This window comes from Natronotalea proteinilytica (assembly GCF_055379935.1).
The window spans coordinates 911,881-929,581 of record NZ_AP043947.1; the positions used below are offsets into that span (position 1 = coordinate 911,881).

10 protein-coding genes are annotated in these 17,701 nt (G+C 58.2%); 3 read left to right on the plus strand and 7 right to left on the minus strand.

Annotation, left to right across the window (positions count from 1 at the left end):
- The first annotated feature begins 93 nt into the window (after positions 1–93).
- Complete coding sequence (locus ACZ5AL_RS03865) at positions 94–3,309, plus strand: tetratricopeptide repeat protein (RefSeq protein ID WP_464512300.1); 3,216 nt, start codon at positions 94–96, stop codon at positions 3,307–3,309.
- 173 nt (positions 3,310–3,482) lie between these two features.
- Here ACZ5AL_RS03865 and ACZ5AL_RS03870 read toward each other — a convergent pair whose 3' ends face one another.
- Positions 3,483–3,992, minus strand: coding sequence for a cupin domain-containing protein (locus ACZ5AL_RS03870; RefSeq protein WP_464512301.1), 510 nt, complete (start codon positions 3,990–3,992; stop codon positions 3,483–3,485).
- Between the two features lie 263 nt (positions 3,993–4,255).
- Here ACZ5AL_RS03870 and ACZ5AL_RS03875 point away from each other — a divergent pair, with 263 nt between their 5' ends.
- The gene (locus ACZ5AL_RS03875) at positions 4,256–5,014 is read left to right on the plus strand and encodes a bacteriorhodopsin (RefSeq protein WP_464513269.1); all 759 of its coding nucleotides are present in this window, start codon (positions 4,256–4,258) and stop codon (positions 5,012–5,014) included.
- Between the two features lie 120 nt (positions 5,015–5,134).
- On the opposite strand, the gene ACZ5AL_RS03880 is transcribed toward ACZ5AL_RS03875, so the two are convergent.
- A complete protein-coding gene (locus ACZ5AL_RS03880) occupies positions 5,135–6,670 on the minus strand; it encodes a S10 family peptidase (protein ID WP_464512302.1) in 1,536 nt (511 codons plus the stop codon).
- A 242-nt stretch (positions 6,671–6,912) separates the two neighbouring features.
- Here ACZ5AL_RS03880 and ACZ5AL_RS03885 point away from each other — a divergent pair, with 242 nt between their 5' ends.
- Positions 6,913–8,934 (plus strand): alpha/beta hydrolase family protein, encoded by a 2,022-nt coding sequence (locus tag ACZ5AL_RS03885; protein ID WP_464512303.1) that lies wholly within the window; start codon positions 6,913–6,915, stop codon positions 8,932–8,934.
- Positions 8,935–10,119: 1,185 nt separating this feature from the next.
- On the opposite strand, the gene ACZ5AL_RS03890 is transcribed toward ACZ5AL_RS03885, so the two are convergent.
- The 5 genes from ACZ5AL_RS03890 to ACZ5AL_RS03910 form a co-directional block, all read right to left on the minus strand.
- Positions 10,120–10,515, minus strand: a complete 396-nt coding sequence (locus ACZ5AL_RS03890; protein WP_464512305.1) for a CHY zinc finger protein — start codon at positions 10,513–10,515, stop codon at positions 10,120–10,122.
- 17 nt (positions 10,516–10,532) lie between these two features.
- Complete coding sequence (locus ACZ5AL_RS03895; protein WP_464512306.1) at positions 10,533–12,056, minus strand: sigma-54-dependent transcriptional regulator; 1,524 nt, start codon at positions 12,054–12,056, stop codon at positions 10,533–10,535.
- 173 nt (positions 12,057–12,229) lie between these two features.
- The gene (locus ACZ5AL_RS03900; RefSeq protein ID WP_464512307.1) at positions 12,230–12,409 is read right to left on the minus strand and encodes a hypothetical protein; all 180 of its coding nucleotides are present in this window, start codon (positions 12,407–12,409) and stop codon (positions 12,230–12,232) included.
- 304 nt (positions 12,410–12,713) lie between these two features.
- Entirely contained in the window at positions 12,714–16,919 is a 4,206-nt protein-coding gene (locus tag ACZ5AL_RS03905; RefSeq protein ID WP_464512309.1) for an ATP-binding protein, read from the minus strand.
- Between the two features lie 147 nt (positions 16,920–17,066).
- Positions 17,067–17,594, minus strand: a complete 528-nt coding sequence (locus ACZ5AL_RS03910) for a shikimate kinase (protein ID WP_464512310.1) — start codon at positions 17,592–17,594, stop codon at positions 17,067–17,069.
- Positions 17,595–17,701: the final 107 nt, after the last annotated feature.

Genomic DNA, 17,701 nt, shown 5'->3' on the forward strand with positions numbered 1-17,701 from the left:
GTAGGGTGTACTCTTTTCTTAATATACAGCTGTCATGTAGCTGTTTTCCACAAAGCACAGCGCGCCTTTGGCTACTGATTGCGTATCAGCCGTATGGATGACTCCAGTTTGTATCGACGTATTGAAGCGTTGGCTCACGACGCCCTCACGCGTCCGCCTGAGGAGCGGGAGGCCTTTTTGGATAAGGTCTGCCCCACGCAGATGATTAAGGAGGCGGTGCGTGCCCATATCGCTCAGATGGAAGGCACCGACTCCACTGAGCCGATGCCCGACGCGCAAGCGCCCACGGTGCCGTACACAGGGGCAGATACAAAGCTCATGGAGGCCGACCGTGATGATGCAGAAGACGATCGTTCAGATGATGAGTTAGCGGATGCACGGGGCAAAGGCCTTGCGGAGAAGCCCCCTGCAGAAGAGCCTGGTTCCTCTGCCCCCGAAGCGTTCGAGGCCACGCGTACCCGCACCGACCCGCCGCCTTCTGCGGATGCCTCTCGGCGCGACGAACCATCGGAAGACGAACCATCGGACGGGTCGTCGCCCCATGAGCCCACTCGCACTCGCACGGCTCCGCCTCCGTCGAGCGTCTCGGGGTCGCAGATGTCCGGCACCGATGCACCAGGCGATGGAGGATCGGACGGTGGGGGATCAGACGATGGATTGCCCTCCTTCGACACGTTGGGGGCCTCCATCACGCCGCCTGCGCCGGGGAGTTCGCATCCGGAGCGCATTGGGCCGTGGCGCTTGGAACGCCCAATTGGGCGCGGCGGCATGGGGGCGGTCTACCTGGCCGAGCGCGCCGACGGGCAGTTTCAGCAGCGGGCCGCGCTGAAGCTCATTCGCCATGACCTTGGCCCCTCGGCCCAGCAGCGCTTTCTGGGCGAGCGGCAGATTCTGGCGCAGCTGCAGCACCCGAACATTGCGCATCTGCTCGACGGGGGCGTAACGGAGGACGGGCGGCCCTACTTTGCGATGGAGTACGTAGACGGCACGCCGCTGAATACGTACTGCAACGAGAACAATCTGGGAGTGGAAGCGCGGCTGCGGCTGTTTCAACAGATCTGCGATGCGGTCCAGTTTGCGCACCGGAATCTGATTGTCCACCGCGACCTGAAGCCGGGCAACATCTTGGTGACCGATCCGGGTACACATGTAGCGGCGGGGACCGATCCCTCGGCAGGTACCGCCTCCTCGGCAGGCGGTGGCCCGCAGGTGAAGCTGTTGGACTTTGGGATTGCCAAGGCGCTGGAGGGGGCCGAGGCGGTGCAATCGTACACCCGCACGGGCGAGGGCGGCCCGATGACGCCGTCGTACGCGGCCCCGGAGCAGGTGCAGGGGGAGGCGATCACGACAGCGACGGACGTGTACGCGCTTGGCGTGGTGCTGTGCGAGCTATTGACCGGCGCGTTGCCCTACGACGTACGCGGGCGCCCGATGGTGGAGGCGGTGCAGGTGATTGCCGACGACACGCCCGAACGGTTAAGCATGCTGGTTGACACAGATTCATTAGGCAGTGAGTCCACTGAAGCGGTGCTCACCGCGTGCGATATGTCGGCAGAAGCGCTCAAAACGCGCTTGCAAGGCGACCTGGAGGTGATGGTCCGCAAGGCGCTGCGCAAGGAGCCGGAGCGGCGCTACACCTCGGCAGCCGAGTTTGGGCAAGACATCAACCGGCATCTGAACGGCTTGCCGGTGGAGGCGCGCCCGGCGACGACGGGGTACCGGCTGCGTCGGTTTATCGCGCGTAATCGTCCGGCAGTGATGGGAGCAAGCGCGGCGGTTGTTGCACTGATACTGGGGTTAGGCGTAGCGATCTGGCAGGGCCAGGTGGCGGCGACGGAGCGCGACCGGGCTCAGCAGCAGGCCGAGCGGGCGGAAGCAGTGCAGACGTTCTTGGTGGACATGATTGGGCGTGCGGCGCCGGCGGTGACTGGGGGGGAAGAGCTTACGGTGCGCGAGGTGCTGGGCGAGGCCGATGCGGAGCTAGCCACCCCGACGCTTCAGGAGCAGCCCGAGGTGGGTATGGAGGTGCGGCAGACGTTAGGACGGATGTATCTCTTGCTCGATCGTTTTGAAGAAGGGGTAGCCCAGACACAAGAGGCATTCGAAATCAGTCAAAACGAATACGGAGATGACCACCCTGAAACATTGAGCGCTGCTGCTAACTACGGGCATGCACTTTTTCAAAACAACCAACTATCAGAAGCAGATAGTTTGTTCTCATCTTTGCTTCCAGTTCTTGATTCTGAAAACATCCCAACGGATCTCCGATTCCGTATGAAGTCGCGCTATGGAGAGGTCTTGGCTGAAAAATCAGAGTCTGATCGTGCAGAATCTATGCTCAAAACGGCTCTGGATGGATATGAACGTGCTCGGCAACGAGACACGCTGGAAATGGCAGGCACACTTTCAGCGTTGGGCACTTTGTATCGGCAAGAAAACCGCCTGGACGAAGCAGAAGAAATGTATCGCTATGCATTGTCCATATCAGAAGCGCGTGAGCATCCGGAACAGCGTCGCGTAGAACCCACGGTATTAAATAATCTGGCGTTGGTGTACCGGGATCAGGAGAACTACACCCGTGCTGTAGAAATGTATCGTCGCTCACTCGATCTGTCTATTTCCCTGTACGGACGCGAAACCAGTGTGAGTGCCCGCGTTATGTATAACCTCGCGTCTACGCTGCGCAGCAAAAGCGAATATTTGAGGGCGCAGGAAGGCGAGAATGCGCCTGCCCTTCAGGAAGCGGAGGCTACGCTCAACGAAGCCGACGAAAAAAGTAGGGCGTCACTAGCGTTACACCGTGAACTGTTTGGAGACACGCATCCACAAATCGGTTCTGCGCTTTTTGTACGGGTAGACGTATTGCGTAGCCAGGAGCGACTTGAAGAAGGGATTTCTCTTGCTGAAGAAGCGCTTGCTATATATGAACAAGCGTTCGGCAGTTCGCATCCCGTTACGGCTATCGTGTATGGTATCTTGGGGGAGATGCATCACGATATGGGAGCGTCTTCGGTGGCCTTGGCGTATGCGCAAGAAGCACTCAACCAGTTCAAATCTATATATGGCGAGGACGCTCCGCATAATCGTGTTGCTTATGCGCAGAGCCATCTTGGCGCGGTACACACCGAACTCGGAAATTACGAACAGGCAGAAACGCTTTTGAGCGAAGCAGCCGATGCGCAGGAGGTGCTCAATGATCAGGAGAATCTCTCCATTACGCACTCAAGATTGGTCGACCTTTACCAGGCGTGGGGGCGCCCCGAAGCGGCTGATCAGTTCGACGGCGCGGATCAACAGGCCGATACGTAAACCACGATCTCAGAAGCTTGTCTGGGGTACGTATTTAGTGCGGTTCAATGACCGCCCGGGATATCCGCTTCGCTTCTGATCCCGGGCTACGGAACGAGACGAGGTGAGTCTAACCCATAGCCGGAGACCGCTTGCGTCCCCGGGGACCTTCCAAAATTGACACGTGACCTCACTTATCCACGCGTGAGGCGTTCAATGAGATCTTGGTGCTGCGGATATGCGTCCACCAGTGTAGCACGATCGGGCGCCGCAAAATCGGCAAACTCGAATCCGGGGGCTACAGTGCATCCCACCAGGGTGTAGCTGTCTGGCGTGTCCACGGTAGCGGCAAACAGATGTTCACGCGGCACAACGACCTGCAGCGACTGCCCCGCCGCCAGGTCGCGCCCCAACGTAGGCTGCGAGAGCGTGCCCGAATCCGGGTCAATGATGTGTAGCGTGCAGGGGGATCCAGCGTAAAAGTGCCAGATTTCCTCCTGCTGGATACGGTGGAAGGCCGAAAAGTCGGGATGCTCTAGCAGATAGTAAATGGAGGTGCTAAACGATCGCTTGCTTTCGAAGCGTCGGGGAAGCGCCTCCGCCGAAATGGACTCGTCAGAGCGATACACCTCGTGGTACATGCCGCCTTCCTCAGGTAACGGCTTCAAGTTCAGATGCTCAATCCAATCATCCGCGGTAGGCATAGGAGGGTAAGAGATTGTTTAGTATAGCGTGATGCTGTTTGTGTGTTGGGCTTTCCTGTTTGTCGGAATCACGTGGCTACCTTTGCCACAAACCCGTTTCGAGATAAGGACATCACCATCAAGGTGTAACGTTTTCATTGTAAAGTTTTGTCAACATTGAATACGGTCAATCTTTTGTTTTGCTTGCAATTTGCATGCAAAAGTAAAAGCGAGAACGTTTCGTTCGATGATCTCCTGACTGACGCCCTGCACCAACTATGGATATGTACCAAGCCGTACTTGATAATGCCGCATTAGCATCTTCGATATACGTAAACATCGCACTAGCTGGGCTTACGATTCTCGTGATCGCGTTTATGTCGCGGAGTATCACAGATTCGAGGGCCAATCTAATCACGATGGCCACCCTCATGATCTCCGTGGTGTCCATCTCCAGTTACATGGGGCTGGCCTCGGGGCTCACCATTGACACGCTGGTGATGCCAGAAGGACATCCGCTAGCTGGTGAGGAGGTTATCTCACTTTGGGGACGGTACCTAACCTGGGCCTTCTCGACCCCCTTCATTTTGCTGGCTCTCGGCTTATTGGCTGGAAGCACCACCGATAAAATCTTCTCGGCCATCGTGCTCGATGTGTTCATGTGTCTGACGGGGCTGGCTGCCGCGCTCACTACGAGCAGCCTTGCCATGCGCTGGTTCTGGTATGCGCTGAGTACCGCCTTCTTTCTCGGTGTGCTCTATTACCTCCTGGTCGAATGGCCTCGTGAAGCCGAGAAGCAAGGCACTGGCGACATCTTCAATACATTGAAGCTGCTCACAGTCTTCATGTGGATCGGCTATCCCATTGTATGGGCCCTTGGCAATGAAGGGCTGGCCATACTCGAAGTCGGAACGACGTCCTGGGCATATAGCTTCCTGGATATCGTTGCGAAGTACATCTTCACGATTCTGCTTGTGCTGTACGTGAAGAAAGAGCCTGAATCGGTTACGTCAGCACCCGCTACGGCATCGGCCACGGCCTAACAAGAGTAGGTTCCAACGCTTGTTGAGTCACCCTGCCAAAGCCCAGTCTCTTGCGAGGCCGGGCTTTGGCTATTTTCTGTTGCCCTGGCGTATCCCACTGAAGAGTGCAGTGCAAGACGCTCAGTACTGCGCAGGCTGGCCTTCTTCAGGAATAGAGGCTTCGATAAACTCGCGGATGTGTTCGTTGGAGGTGACCAAGTCCTCATCGCGCAAGTACATCATGTGGCCACTCTCATAGCCCTCAAATCGCATCCGCTCGGCCAGCCGGCCACTCGGATCCATATTCCACAGCACATACTTGGCCGAAAAGTAGTCGGTTGCTCCGTCGTAATAGCCCGACTGCACCATCACATGCAGGAATGGATTCTGGGCCATAGCCTGACGCAGATCTTCCGCTACGTCATAGTCTCCGCGTCCGGCCCATGGGTGTACAGATCCAAACACGTTATACTGCAGATCGGTGTCGAAACCCAGGTCGTCGCGGAGGTAGGTGTTGATGGCAGGCGTAAAGGCATGATTCCACGCCGTAAGTTCGGGCGGATAGTCGTAGCGCTCGCCTGCATCCTGCCGGTCGATGCCTTTGTACCGCGAGTCGAGTCGTCCAATGGTGTACCCCTCGTCACGCAGCAGCTCTTTCCAAAAGTAGGAAGCCGGCATGGCCAGATTATGGTTCAAGATGGTTTGCTTAGAGACACCCGCATAGCGTGCTACCTCATCAGCAATGGTCTCGCGGCGCTCTTCATCCAGCATCCCCCCACGCGAAAGGGCAGGCACAAACACGTCAAGCGTATAGTCTTCCACCTCATCTAGAAGATCCAATAACTCGCGTTCTTGCAAATCGGCGTCCAGCTTTTCATGATACCACGCAGCCGCGGTGTAGTACGGTAGCTTCAGCGCCTGTGAGCGCGGAGAAGGACCCGGCGGTTGCATGCCAAGTCCGGTAGGAGATACCAGAATCACGCCGTTCAGATACATCCAGTGGCGGTTTTGAAGTGCACCCGCCAGTCCGGCCACGCGCGTACTGCCGTAGCTTTCACCGATCAGATATTTCGGAGACGTCCACCGCCCTTCGCGCGAAACAAACACATCGATCCAATCGGCCAGATACGTGATGTCCTCCATGGTGCCAAAGAACTGACTGTCTTCAGCATCCTCATCCACAATGCGTGAGAAGCCCGTGTTTACCGGGTTCACGTACAATATGTCGGCCACGTCAATGATCGACTCCGGATTATCCTCAATGCCGTACGGCTGAATCGGGTAGCCTTCTGCATCAATCTTTAGCAGCTTCGGACTGGTGTAGCCCAGGTGCATCCACAGCGATCCTGAGCCCGGTCCTCCGTTAAACGAAATAGCGAGCGGACGCTCTTCGGAGTCGTCTACGTCGGTGCGTTCATAGTACGTGTAATGCAACGACGCCATGGCATGCCCTTCCTCAGGATGATACACTGGCTGTGTGCCGGTGGTCACATCGTAGGGCACCGTCTCACCGTCAATCTCCACGGAGGCACTGCTCGTAATCGTTGTGTCAATCGGAAGCGCTCTCTTATGGTCGGTCGCCTCATACGGGTCTTTGGGAGCCTCTTGCGCATAGACAGGCAGCATCACCACGCAGCTCGCAATCAGCACACTCAATAATGTCGTAGCGGTACGCATACACATAACCTCTTATGAGAAAAGACAACAAGAGCAAGATACGAGCAGTCGTCTGCACATGCAACGCGCTGTTATGAGTACAGGGGGAGGCGACATGGATTCCGATAGAGGCGCTGGGAAAGCCCGTCTCATGGTATAGGGCTACCCCGGTACGCCTCCCCCAAAATTGCATATGCATTCCCGCTTGCTAGCTCCTATCTTAGATATCAGCCTATATTCCCGTTGAATACGCTTTCTCTGCTATGCGCTTATTGGTTCGATCTGCTGGGTCATTGCTGGCCGCGCTGTGTCTTCTTGTTCTGCTTGCTCCGCTGACGCAGGCGCAAGAGCGCGGGCTGGAGCCTGCTGATTACTATCACTTTCAAATGACGGGGGATGCACAGGTGTCGCCCGATGGCGAGCGCGTGGTGTTTGTGCGCACAACCGTGGCTGATGATCGCCGCAGTCGGGATACGAACCTGTGGATGGTGCCCTCCGATGGCTCCGAGGCACCGCGCCGCTTTACGAGTGCAACCTCCGACCGTGCGCCGCGCTGGGCGCCGGATGGCTCCACGATCGCGTTCCTCTCCGCCCGCGACGACCAGCCGCAGCTCTACACCATCCGCACCGATGGTGGCGAGGCCAAGGCCGTCACCGATCTCAAGCAGGGGAGCATCAGCGCCTACGAGTGGTTGCCAGATGGCGACCATCTTCTGCTGACGCTTTCCATCGACCCGGCGGTGGAGGACCCAACGGTGGAAGCCGAGGAGCCGGAAGGACCGCAGCCGGACACCATTATGGTGCGCGAGGCGCTGTATCGCACCGGACCCGGCAGCTATCTCGACGAAAACCGCCGCACGCTCTGGCTGCTGTCGCTGGAAGATGGCTCGCTTGAGATGCTCGCAGGAGATTCGGCCTACCACGTGCACAACGCCACGGTCTCGCCGGATGGCGCGCACGTAGCCTTCAACGCCGACAAGACGGGCGAGGAGTTCGACGCGGGCTATAACCAGGATATCCATGTACTTCGGTTGGACGATGGCGAGGTACGCACGCTGGAGACCCCCGAGCGGCGTGCGCAGCGGCCCGTGTGGTCGCCCGATGGACAGCACCTGCTCTATCACCACGAGGCTGATCGATACGAGCCCACGGAGCTACACCGTATTTCTGTTGAGGGCGGCGAGCCGGAAGTCGTACATGACGGGATGGCCCTCACCACCTCCGGCGTGCAGTGGCCAGAGGGGCACGAGCAGCCGTTCTTTGGGACAGATTACCGCGGCTCTCGACCCATCTTTCAACTGACAGATGATGGCGAGTACACGGCGCTGACGGACAAGGATGCGAGCTTTAGCCAGCCTTCCTTCTCCGCCGACGGTTCGCGCATTGCGTACACTCGGCACGATGAAACCACCCCTTCTGAGGTGTGGACCGCCCATGCCGATGGCTCTGAGGCCCAGCAGCTTTCCTCATTTAACGAACCGCTCCTCGATTCGCTCATCGTGCAGCCGTACGAGCGCTTTTCCTTCACGCATGATGGTGGCGGTGAAGCCGATGCCTTCTATTTGAAACCAGTAGGTTACGAGGACGGCGAGACGTATCCGCTTGTGCTGAACATCAAGGGCGGTCCCGGTGGGATGTGGGGACACCAGTGGTTTCACGAGATGCAGATGCTGGCCGCAGCGGGGTACGGGGTGGTGTTCACCAACTACCGCGGCAGCACGGGCTATGGCTATGAGTTCTCGAATGAAGTGCGCCTTGACTATGGCGGCGTGGACTTCCGCGACAACATGACGCTGATGGATGAGACGCTTGAGCGGTTTGACTGGATCGACGATGAGCGTCTGTTCGTGACAGGGGGCAGCCATGGCGGCTTTCTTACCAACTGGATTACCACGCAGACCGACATGTTTCGGGCAGCGGTCACCCAGCGCAGCGTGAGCAATTGGATTTCCGAGGCTGGGACGCAGGCCTATCCGCCACGCCAGATGAACGCCGAGTTTGGCGGTTCGCTCTGGGAGAACTTCGATTACTACTGGGACCGCTCGCCGCTCAAGCACGCCGATCAGGTTACCACGCCCACGCTCATCATTCACAGCAAAGATGACCACATTACGCCCATTGGCCAGGGCCAGGAGTGGTTTTATGCGCTGAAGAATGTGGATGTACCCACCGAAATGATCATGTTTGAGGGCGAAGGCCATGGCCTCTCTCGCGGCGGTACGCCCGTTAACCTCGTCGAGCGTCTCAATCAGATTATGCGCTGGTTTGACGCATGGGATGAGTAAGAAATGATCTCAAGTGTCGAGGCTAGTCCTTGCACATAACTTTTTCTTCGCTATGTTGGTTATTTAACGTTGGTTTCCTCCACCGCCTGTTCAATGAGAGACTGTTGGATCCTACAACAAGAACCCATCTGGGCGTCTTCTCGGGGAAACAGCCGGGGGAATGGATCCTGAATCAAGTTCAGGATGACGTGTCGGGGGGGACGGTGCTGGAAGACGAAAGCCCGCTTTCAACCCAAATGCCTCCCTTCAACGCCCCCCTCGAATGTCATCCAGATCCTGAATCGAGTTCAGGACAGGCAAGCGAGCCTGCGAGCGCGATCCAGGATCCAGAACAGGCATCGGCCGCACGAGGTCCCGCGGGCGCCGTCCCTCGTTCTGGCCAATCCGTTGATGATCCCGTCAACAACAGTCAACAACAAGCCCAGATTGTAACCCGTGATCAACGATTATCACCATCTCGAGTTGTGTGCATAGACTAAGTAACCTCAACAATGGTTTTGGGGATTGCCGGTTGGTTTCCCCTCCATCCTACCCTTCCTCCCCGAGGAGGAAGGAACCGTGGAAAGCGTTCATCACGTCCCCCTCAGAGGAGGGGGATTTAGGGGGAGGGATTGCGCCCACCGTCGGGAGCGGAAAAGAACGGGAGAGCGACTTGGGGACGCTGGAGCGTCCCGGCAAGCGTGGCGACGCAGAGGGGCCGTAAGGTCATGCCTGTTGTGCATCGCCACGAGAGGCAGGTGTTTTGTTGTTATCATCGGGCAGGCTGTCCCTCCCTTTTGAACTCCAATATTGACACGTGACTTCACTTAGGTGACCTCAACAATGGTTTTGGAGATTGCCGGATGGATTCCCCTCCATCCTACCCTTTCTCCCCGAGGAGGAAGGAACCGTGGAAGGCGTTCATCACGTCCCCCTCAGAGGAGCTATGGTGTATACACAACGCAACCGGAGGCGAACTCCCGTTTGCGTCCTCGTCGCGATGCTCTGCGTCGCGACGGACGAATGGACGCTCTGCGTCCAACGTACCCCCCCGAAGTAAAGAAACCGGGAGAGCGACTTGGCGACGCTGGAGCGTCTCGGCAAGCGTGGCGACGCAGAGGGGCCGTAAGGTCATACCTGTTGTACATCGCGACGAGGACACTGGACCTCAGCCTATAGCACAACCCGTCTTGAGAGACTCCCTCTTCAGGGTCCGGACTGTATCGATGACGCGTGCTTCATGTAGAGGTGAAGATGGGTATGGCAGCCCGGATTGAACGCTGCCCCGCACGACGGACAGGCGTGGTCGCTGTTGAGATACTGTCGCCATGTGAGAACAGTGCGGCATGTGCCACAGAGAATGGCCTCTTCATCCAGGTCAGTTCGGGCATCCCACCGCTGGGCTTTGTGGTCGGCTACGGCGTCGTGGCATGCATGGCAGGGGTAGAACACATCACAGCATGCAAACCGGATCGCGATGATGTCGTGTGAATCGTTGTAGTGCGCACAGCGTGTGGCGTGATCTACTGACACCCCTCGCAGGGGCACGTCAAACCGGGGGTCGATTGCCGGGGCAAGCGTTGTGCGGAGCGCGTTGGACATAACCGAAGGGGGAGCGGCTAATCTGCCTTGACAGGTGGTTCTTGTACTGTGTTGTTAGAAAAGTGAGCCACCGTAGCCCGTGGCACACCCAGTGCATCCGCTACCTGTTTCATGTCGTCATTGCACACATGCAGCGCATGCGCAACGGCCATCTCCTGTAGTTTGCTTAGCGGGACAATGTCATGGGGCGACTGGGCTGCCTGCATGGCCTCTAACGGAGACGGCGGTGCCGAGTCGTTGGCATCAGTTGAGGAAGCGGAGACCGGCGGTTCATCGTCAGGCTCGGGCTCCATATTGAACATAGAGCGTGTAGGAGGAGACTCGGTCTCGTTGATCTCCTTCTGAGGGATAGAGTCTGCCCTCTTTTCGTTGTTTTCAGAAGCGTCGGGCTGTGTTGTCTGCTGTTGGCCGGGGAAAAGATCTGTAGCGCCGATTTCAACGCCAGAGGCAGCTTCTACTCCGCGCTTAATGGTGTCTCGTAGTTCTTTGAGGTTGCGAGGCCAGTCGTGCTGCATCAGGCGGCGCATCGCAGAAACAGAAAACGAAAGCGCGTCGGTGTCCGTCTCCGAGGTTTCTTCTCGAAGGAGACGTTTAGCCAGCAGTAAAATGTCTTGCTCGCGCTTCCGTAGAGGGGGAATCGGGACGGGACACTGGCTTATCACATGGTACAGGTCAGACCGGAGCGTGCCCTCGGTAACGGCCTGTTCGGGGTCAGTGTAGGCGGCTCCCATAACGCGGCCCTGGTAGAAGGTGGGTGTGTCACTCCCTACTGGTGTATAGGCGTGGTGGCAGAGCACCTCTGGAAGCAATGCTTGCACGTCAGGATCCATCTGGTCCAAATGGTGCAAAAATAACGTGCCGTTTCCGGCTTGTGCAAATGCCCCTTCTATGGTGTTTGAGGTTGGTTCAGAGGGGACGGTGCCAAAAAGCGTTTCTGCTGCGGTATCGGGGACAAGCGTTCGCGCATCCAGCTCAATAAAGGGGGCGCCGGCCTGCTCCGACTGTTCATGGATGAGCCGGGCAACGCGCTCAAGCTCGGTTCCGGCCTCGCCCGAAATGAAGATAGGGTCATCCGTTGTGCGGGCCCGCTCGATCCAGCACAACGTCTTTCGCATAGCGGGGCTGTCGCCAATAAGCAGAGGGCTTTCGGATGCGGGGAGGGTGAGCGTAGACGAGGTGCGCGTGCTGACCTGGTCGATCCACCACTCGATACGATCCAGGTCGGAACGCCCTGTCATGAGCAAATCGGTTGCCCCTTGTGCCATCGCCTCGGCAGGGTCAGGCGCTTCATCTGGGCGTACCAGGAGCAAGATGGGCACAGAGGGCCACCCGGCTCGCATCTGACGAATGAGTGCAAGACCCGTGCTGTCGGGCAGGTTTGCATCCACCACCACGAGCGCAGTGGTATCATCAAGCGTGCGAAGCGCCTCGGGACCTGAAGAGACGGCCTCTAACTGGATTGACGGATTGTGTGCAAGCCGATAGCGAACAAGCGTATGATACGTTGTACTTGTACCGACCAGTAGAACCGGGGCAAACATAGCAGTCGGGGAGCAAGGAAGATACGGTGCAAAAGAGGGGGGGACTGCATGCATCGCGTCTACACGAGCATGTGGAAAAGCAATCTTATCTCAACTCAAACAGGCAAGCTGCCTTCAATAAATGCTTTGTAGCTACGCTTAATCAATACAGAAAAACGTACGAAACAAGCCGTTCATTGTTTGCTTTCGTTTGGGTTGTCTTTGGAGGCATCGGCAGAGGGGGCGCGAAGTGTAGCGGCCAGGGCTTCTAGTTCGGCCTGAAGCATGTCGATGGTGTCGTGCTCTGATGACTCCTTTTTTGTGGAGGTCGGAGGGGCACGGTTGGAGCGCTTCGTTGGAGCAGGGGTGGACATAGCGGGGTAGCGTTTCGATTCGAACTCGCACGATTTCGGGGCTCAGGCAAGCGGCTTCGTCCTAAGCTGATCTCTATAATAGGAAGCTGATTGTTTCTTCGCTTGTGTCAGCGTGCCAAATGTTTGACTATACGTGTCAAAATGAGGGATATTGGGCAGAATCGATCAATAGGGGACGTGGATTGCTTCTGGATACGTCGTTGTGATGCCGCTTGGATCCCTCCATCGGGGGACGCAGGAGCGTTCTGAAGACCGTGTCGACGCAGAGCATCGACACAAGGAGACACAGGGGTAAATTGCGTGTTCAGTCACGCATTACGCTGGTAGGGGCGTGTCCGAAGTGGTCGGAGAACTGGCGCGAAAAGTGGGAGAGGCTCTGAAAGCCTACGGCGTATGCGACTTCAGAGACGGTGCCTTCGTTGTTGTTGAGTAGTGTGTAGCCTTGCTCAAGGCGTACAGTACGGATAAGAGCGGCAGGGCTGGGGGCGTCTGCGTTATTGAGGCGACGGTAGAGCGTGCTACGACTTACGTTCGCGGCATTGGCCAGCCACTGCGCATCGAGGTTGGGGTTCGTGATATGGTCTTGAATCACGCGTCGCAGTTTGTTTTCAATGTCAGAGCGAGATTCGTCTTCAGTCGTCGGATCCGGTGCCGAATCGGTATCAGACGATTGGGCGGCGGCTTCTTCGAGCTTACGGCGCAAGCGGTGTTGGTAGGCCAGGGTGCCCCGTATCCGTGTTTCGAGCACACGTGCATCAAATGGTTTGCGAATGTAGTCGAGGGCGCCCGCTTGCAGGCCTTCGAGTTCGTCGTCGATACCGGCGCGGGCGGTGAGCATTACAATTGGAATGGCTGCCGTTTCCGGCTCGGTGCGCAGCTGATTTGTCATTGCCAGCCCGTCCATTTTGGGCATCATGATGTCGGCAAGAATCACATCGGGGAGCAACGTGCGGGCCTGTTCGAGTCCGGCAACACCGGTAGCAGCTTCGGCAATGCGAAAGGTAGGATGTAGCACAGTACGCACGTACGTACGCACATCGTCGTTATCGTCGACAATGAGCACCAGCGGGCGGTCTTCGTCGGAAGGAGGAGAAGCGGCGTCGGAGGGCGTTGTGGCGGGTCCTTCTTCAGTCCCCTGAGGCATTGTGTTGGCGGGAGGCGTAGCGGGGTCCGGCTCAGTGGGAGAGGCATCGGAGGCTGGGGAGGGAGAAGCCGAGGCATCCGGAGATTGCACGATGTGCTCTTCGGGGAGGTGGGCGTGTCCGCGTTGAAACGTGACGCTAAATGTTGTGCCTTCGCCCTCGGTGCTGTCTACGGTCAGGGTGCCGCCGTGCAGCGACACAAGGGTGTGCGTAAGCGCCAGCCCGATGCCGGTGCCTTCTTGGGTGCGGGTGGAGGCATCGTCAACCTGCGTAAACCGCTCAAAAATTTGGGTCTGCTGTGCTTCAGGGATGCCGATTCCTGTATCCGCGACGGCGAGTTGTACGGTGGTGGGCGTGGCGTTAATATGCACGTCGACGTGTCCGCCTTTCGGGGTGAACTTAATCGCGTTGGAGAGCAGATTGCCGAGGATCTGTTCCAGGCCGTCTGGATCCAAATAGACCGGTTCGGCAGTGTCGCGGTGGTCGGTGCAGGTGAGGGTGAGCTGCTGCTGTTCGGCCAGGGGGGCAAACGACTGGGTGATGCGTTCCGCTTCGGTTCCCAGGTCGGTGGGGTGGGCGCGCAGTTGCAGCACTCCGGCGTCGTGGCGGGCCAGGTCGAGGATTTGCTGCACCATGCGGAGCAGGCGGTATGCATTGCGTTCGACGAGGTCGAGCTGGTCGGTGGCAGCTTTGGGGGGAAGCGAAGCACGGCGGTTGAGCGTTTCCTTGAGGCGGCGCACGGGGCCTAAAATGAGCGTGAGCGGCGTGCGAAACTCATGACTAAGGTTGGCGAAGAAGCGCGACTTCGCCTCGTCGAGTTGTTTTAGGTCGTGGGCTTGCTGGCGGAGTTGTTCTTTCTGGGCCTCGACCTCAGCGGTGCGGGCGGCGACGGTGGCTTCTAGCGTTTGCTGGCGAGCGCGCAGGTGTCGCGAGCGCCACTGTACCAGTGCAATAATGCCGCCTGTGGCCAGGAGGCCGTACATCAGGTAGGCCCACAGGGTGCGGTACCAGGGGGGCTGGATGCGAAAGGGAATGGTGTGCACAGCGCTACGAACGCCCTCGCCCGTTTCGGCTTGTACATGAAGCGTGTATGCCCCCTCGCGCAGGTTGGGCATGGTGTAGGTTGAGTTTTGCGTCCAATCGCTCCAGGTGTCGTCATTGGTGCGGTAGCGAAAGCGTGTTTCTCCGGGGGTGCGATACGAGGGGGCTGCCACCTGTGCGGTGATGGTGTTGTTCGCATAGGCCACATCGAGTGGAGATTCAGACGACCATGCCGATGGAGAAACGACGCGGTCGCCTGCTGTCAGGTGGGTAGTGTGTACGTGGGGCGTGTGGGAGGTGGTGGTGTCGGTGGCGCTAAAGTGGTGGCGATAGAGCGTATCGTCGGCTCCAAACCAGAGCAGCGTATCGCCTGCTGTGGTGGTTTCCAGGTGCATGCCGCTATGTGAGGCGAAGTGTTGAAATCGGCGGTACGGGAGCGCTTGTTCGGCATAGCCGGTATCGGTGGCTCGGAAAAGCGCGGGGCCTTCGGTCGTTTTGCCCCACCATATCGGGGCATCGGAGGTGGCGATGCTCGGTGGAAGCGCGGTAAGTTGGGTAAGTGCTGTGCTGGTGGTGCGCACGACGGTGGTGTCGCGTGCAAAGGGTGTTTCTGTATCGTTTTCGGGGGAGCGCAGCGTATAGGCGGTACTGTCGTAGTAGGCGAGGACCCGGTCGTTTGCGCGCACGAGAGAGGGACGTCCTTCGGGAAGTTCATGCTCGGTGGTGAAGGTGCGCAATGAATCGACCCCCTGTGCGTTTGTCCATACCTGCTGGATGCCCTCTTCAGGATGTTGCACCCAGAGCGAGCCATCGGGCGCCTCAACGAGATGCTGCGACGCAACGCCGACGTCTTCGACCAGATCGAGCGCTGTCCACTGGTTATCGTCAAACTGTGCGATGCCCAGCCCTGCGCTGGTTGTAGCGTAGATTCGTGTAGTGTCGTGGGTTGCTGGATGGAGCGCATACGTGGTGGCCTCCCATAAACGGCGTGGGTCGGCTTCTGCGCGATGTACATCCAGCCCGTTGATTTCGGCCACGAGCAGCGTTTCGCCGACGGAGAGAAGGTCCCAGGTTTGACTTTGGGTGACGGGTTCCAGCATTGGAGGAGAGGCGGGGGCGTCGTTGGGAACCAGGCGGAGCAGGCTCGTCATGGTTCCAATGTGGAGTTCGCCCTGATGCCGAGCAAACGTATTGATGCGTCCGCTTGTGTTCTCGTTGACATCGACGAGTGGCTGCGTGGTCACCGGCATATCGAGGTGCCACCGCACAATAGAGCCATCGAGCAGCCCCCACAGTCCGCCATGCTGGTCGAGGTGGAGGTTTAGCACCGGGGCGTCGGTGGAGTAGTGGGTTGCGAGGCTGCCATCGGCGTTCAGGATGAACACCCCGTCGTGAATGGTGCCCAGCGCAAGTTGGCCGTTGGGCAGTGCGATGCCATTGTACGTCCACGCGTCGTTGAGGCGCTCTTGGATGGGAGACGTAATTTCCTCAAACGTACCGTTGGATCGCACGAATATCTCGCCGTTGTACGACGCCATGACGAGTCCGTCATCGTCGTATCCGTCGAGGAACGCGGCGTAGTGGGCATCCCGAAGCGCGCTGGAGGTGGCTATTTGCAGCGTGTCGAGCGGCGGCAGCGCGAGGGTGTCGTCATGCGCTGCTATAGCTTCGGAGCGCCGCTCGGAGGAGTGGGCATGAGTGGTAACGGCTACGATGCCCTCGCCGGAAGCATGGGTGAAGAGGGTGTCGCGCACGAGCGCCTCTCGGGCAATGGGCGTATCGGGCGCCCAGCCGTACATGGTTTGGGTGGCCTCTTCCCAATACAGCAAGTGATCGAACGAACGGAAGTACACACCGCCATCGACGGCAATAGTCCCATCCACATCGCCCAGGGGACGAAACGCATCGGGAACGTGCTCTAATAGAGAGATCACCTCCAGCGAGCCATCGGGCTGGCGCACCACCTGTCCGATGTCGTCATTCATCCCGATGTATAGCGGGCCGTCAACACCACCATCTACTGATCGCACCAACGCACTGCCCGGCGCTTCCATGCGGGTCCACGCTGTGCCGTTGTAGGCAAGCAGGCCGCCCGAGTTGGCCACGTAGAGTTGGTTGAGGCTGTCGCGCGTGGCCGCCCAATTCTGCGGCGAACTCTCGTAGTCGGCAGGCTCAACCGTGTGCTGCAGCACATGGCCGGCCTCGCTGTCTGGCGTCAAGAGCCTGGAATCGGGCATTTGGGCATGGACAGGAGCCGTTACCATTCCGGCGATCCCGAACAGGCTCATCAGGATGGCAGAAAGGGGGAGTCGCTGAAGGAGGGACACAGCACAGCGCTATTGGTGGGGAAGCCTTTAAACCTATGGATACAAGGAAGTCAGCAGAATATCCAGTGTCTGCCGATGTATTACCACATCCGTATGGTTTGACGTTGAAGAGGCAGGGGCTGTGCATGCCAACAAGCGCTCGGGCATTTATCGGTGGAGAAGGGTGTTGGCTATGCGTGTCGCTACCGTAGGAGGAGACGCATTGGCATCCACCGTCACGTGAGCGGCTTCGTAGAACGGGGCACGGGTGTTCAGCAAATCGCTGATGCGTGCATGCAAATCATCTCCGGTGCGCGGTGTGCCGGTGGCATCACAGAGAAGCGGACGGTCGGCAGCATCGGGGGTCAGGCGGGTGTGCAAGACATCCACATCCACGCGTAGGTAGACAACCGTGCCCAGCGTTTTGGCACGCTGCATGTTGGTGGGGTTCACCAGCATTCCGCCGCCGGTAGCAACCACGGCATGGTCGTGCGTGGCTGTGGCCTCCAGCGCATCGGTTTCGCGTTGCCGAAAGGCCGCTTCGCCTTCAGACGCAAAGTATGCAGGGATGGACATCCCGATGTGCTCCTCAATCCACGTGTCGGTATCGATAAATGAGCAGCTCTGCTGTTCTGCGAGCAGGCGTCCTACCGTGCTTTTTCCGCTGCCCATAAATCCAGTGATATAGGTGCGCATCTGTTTGTATTTTTGAGATATGTGATCTGGGGCGGCGTGATACATATATGCTTTCTGACGTCCACCGTTCAGACGGGTCTACAGGAACGTATAGGCGTTGATTGCAT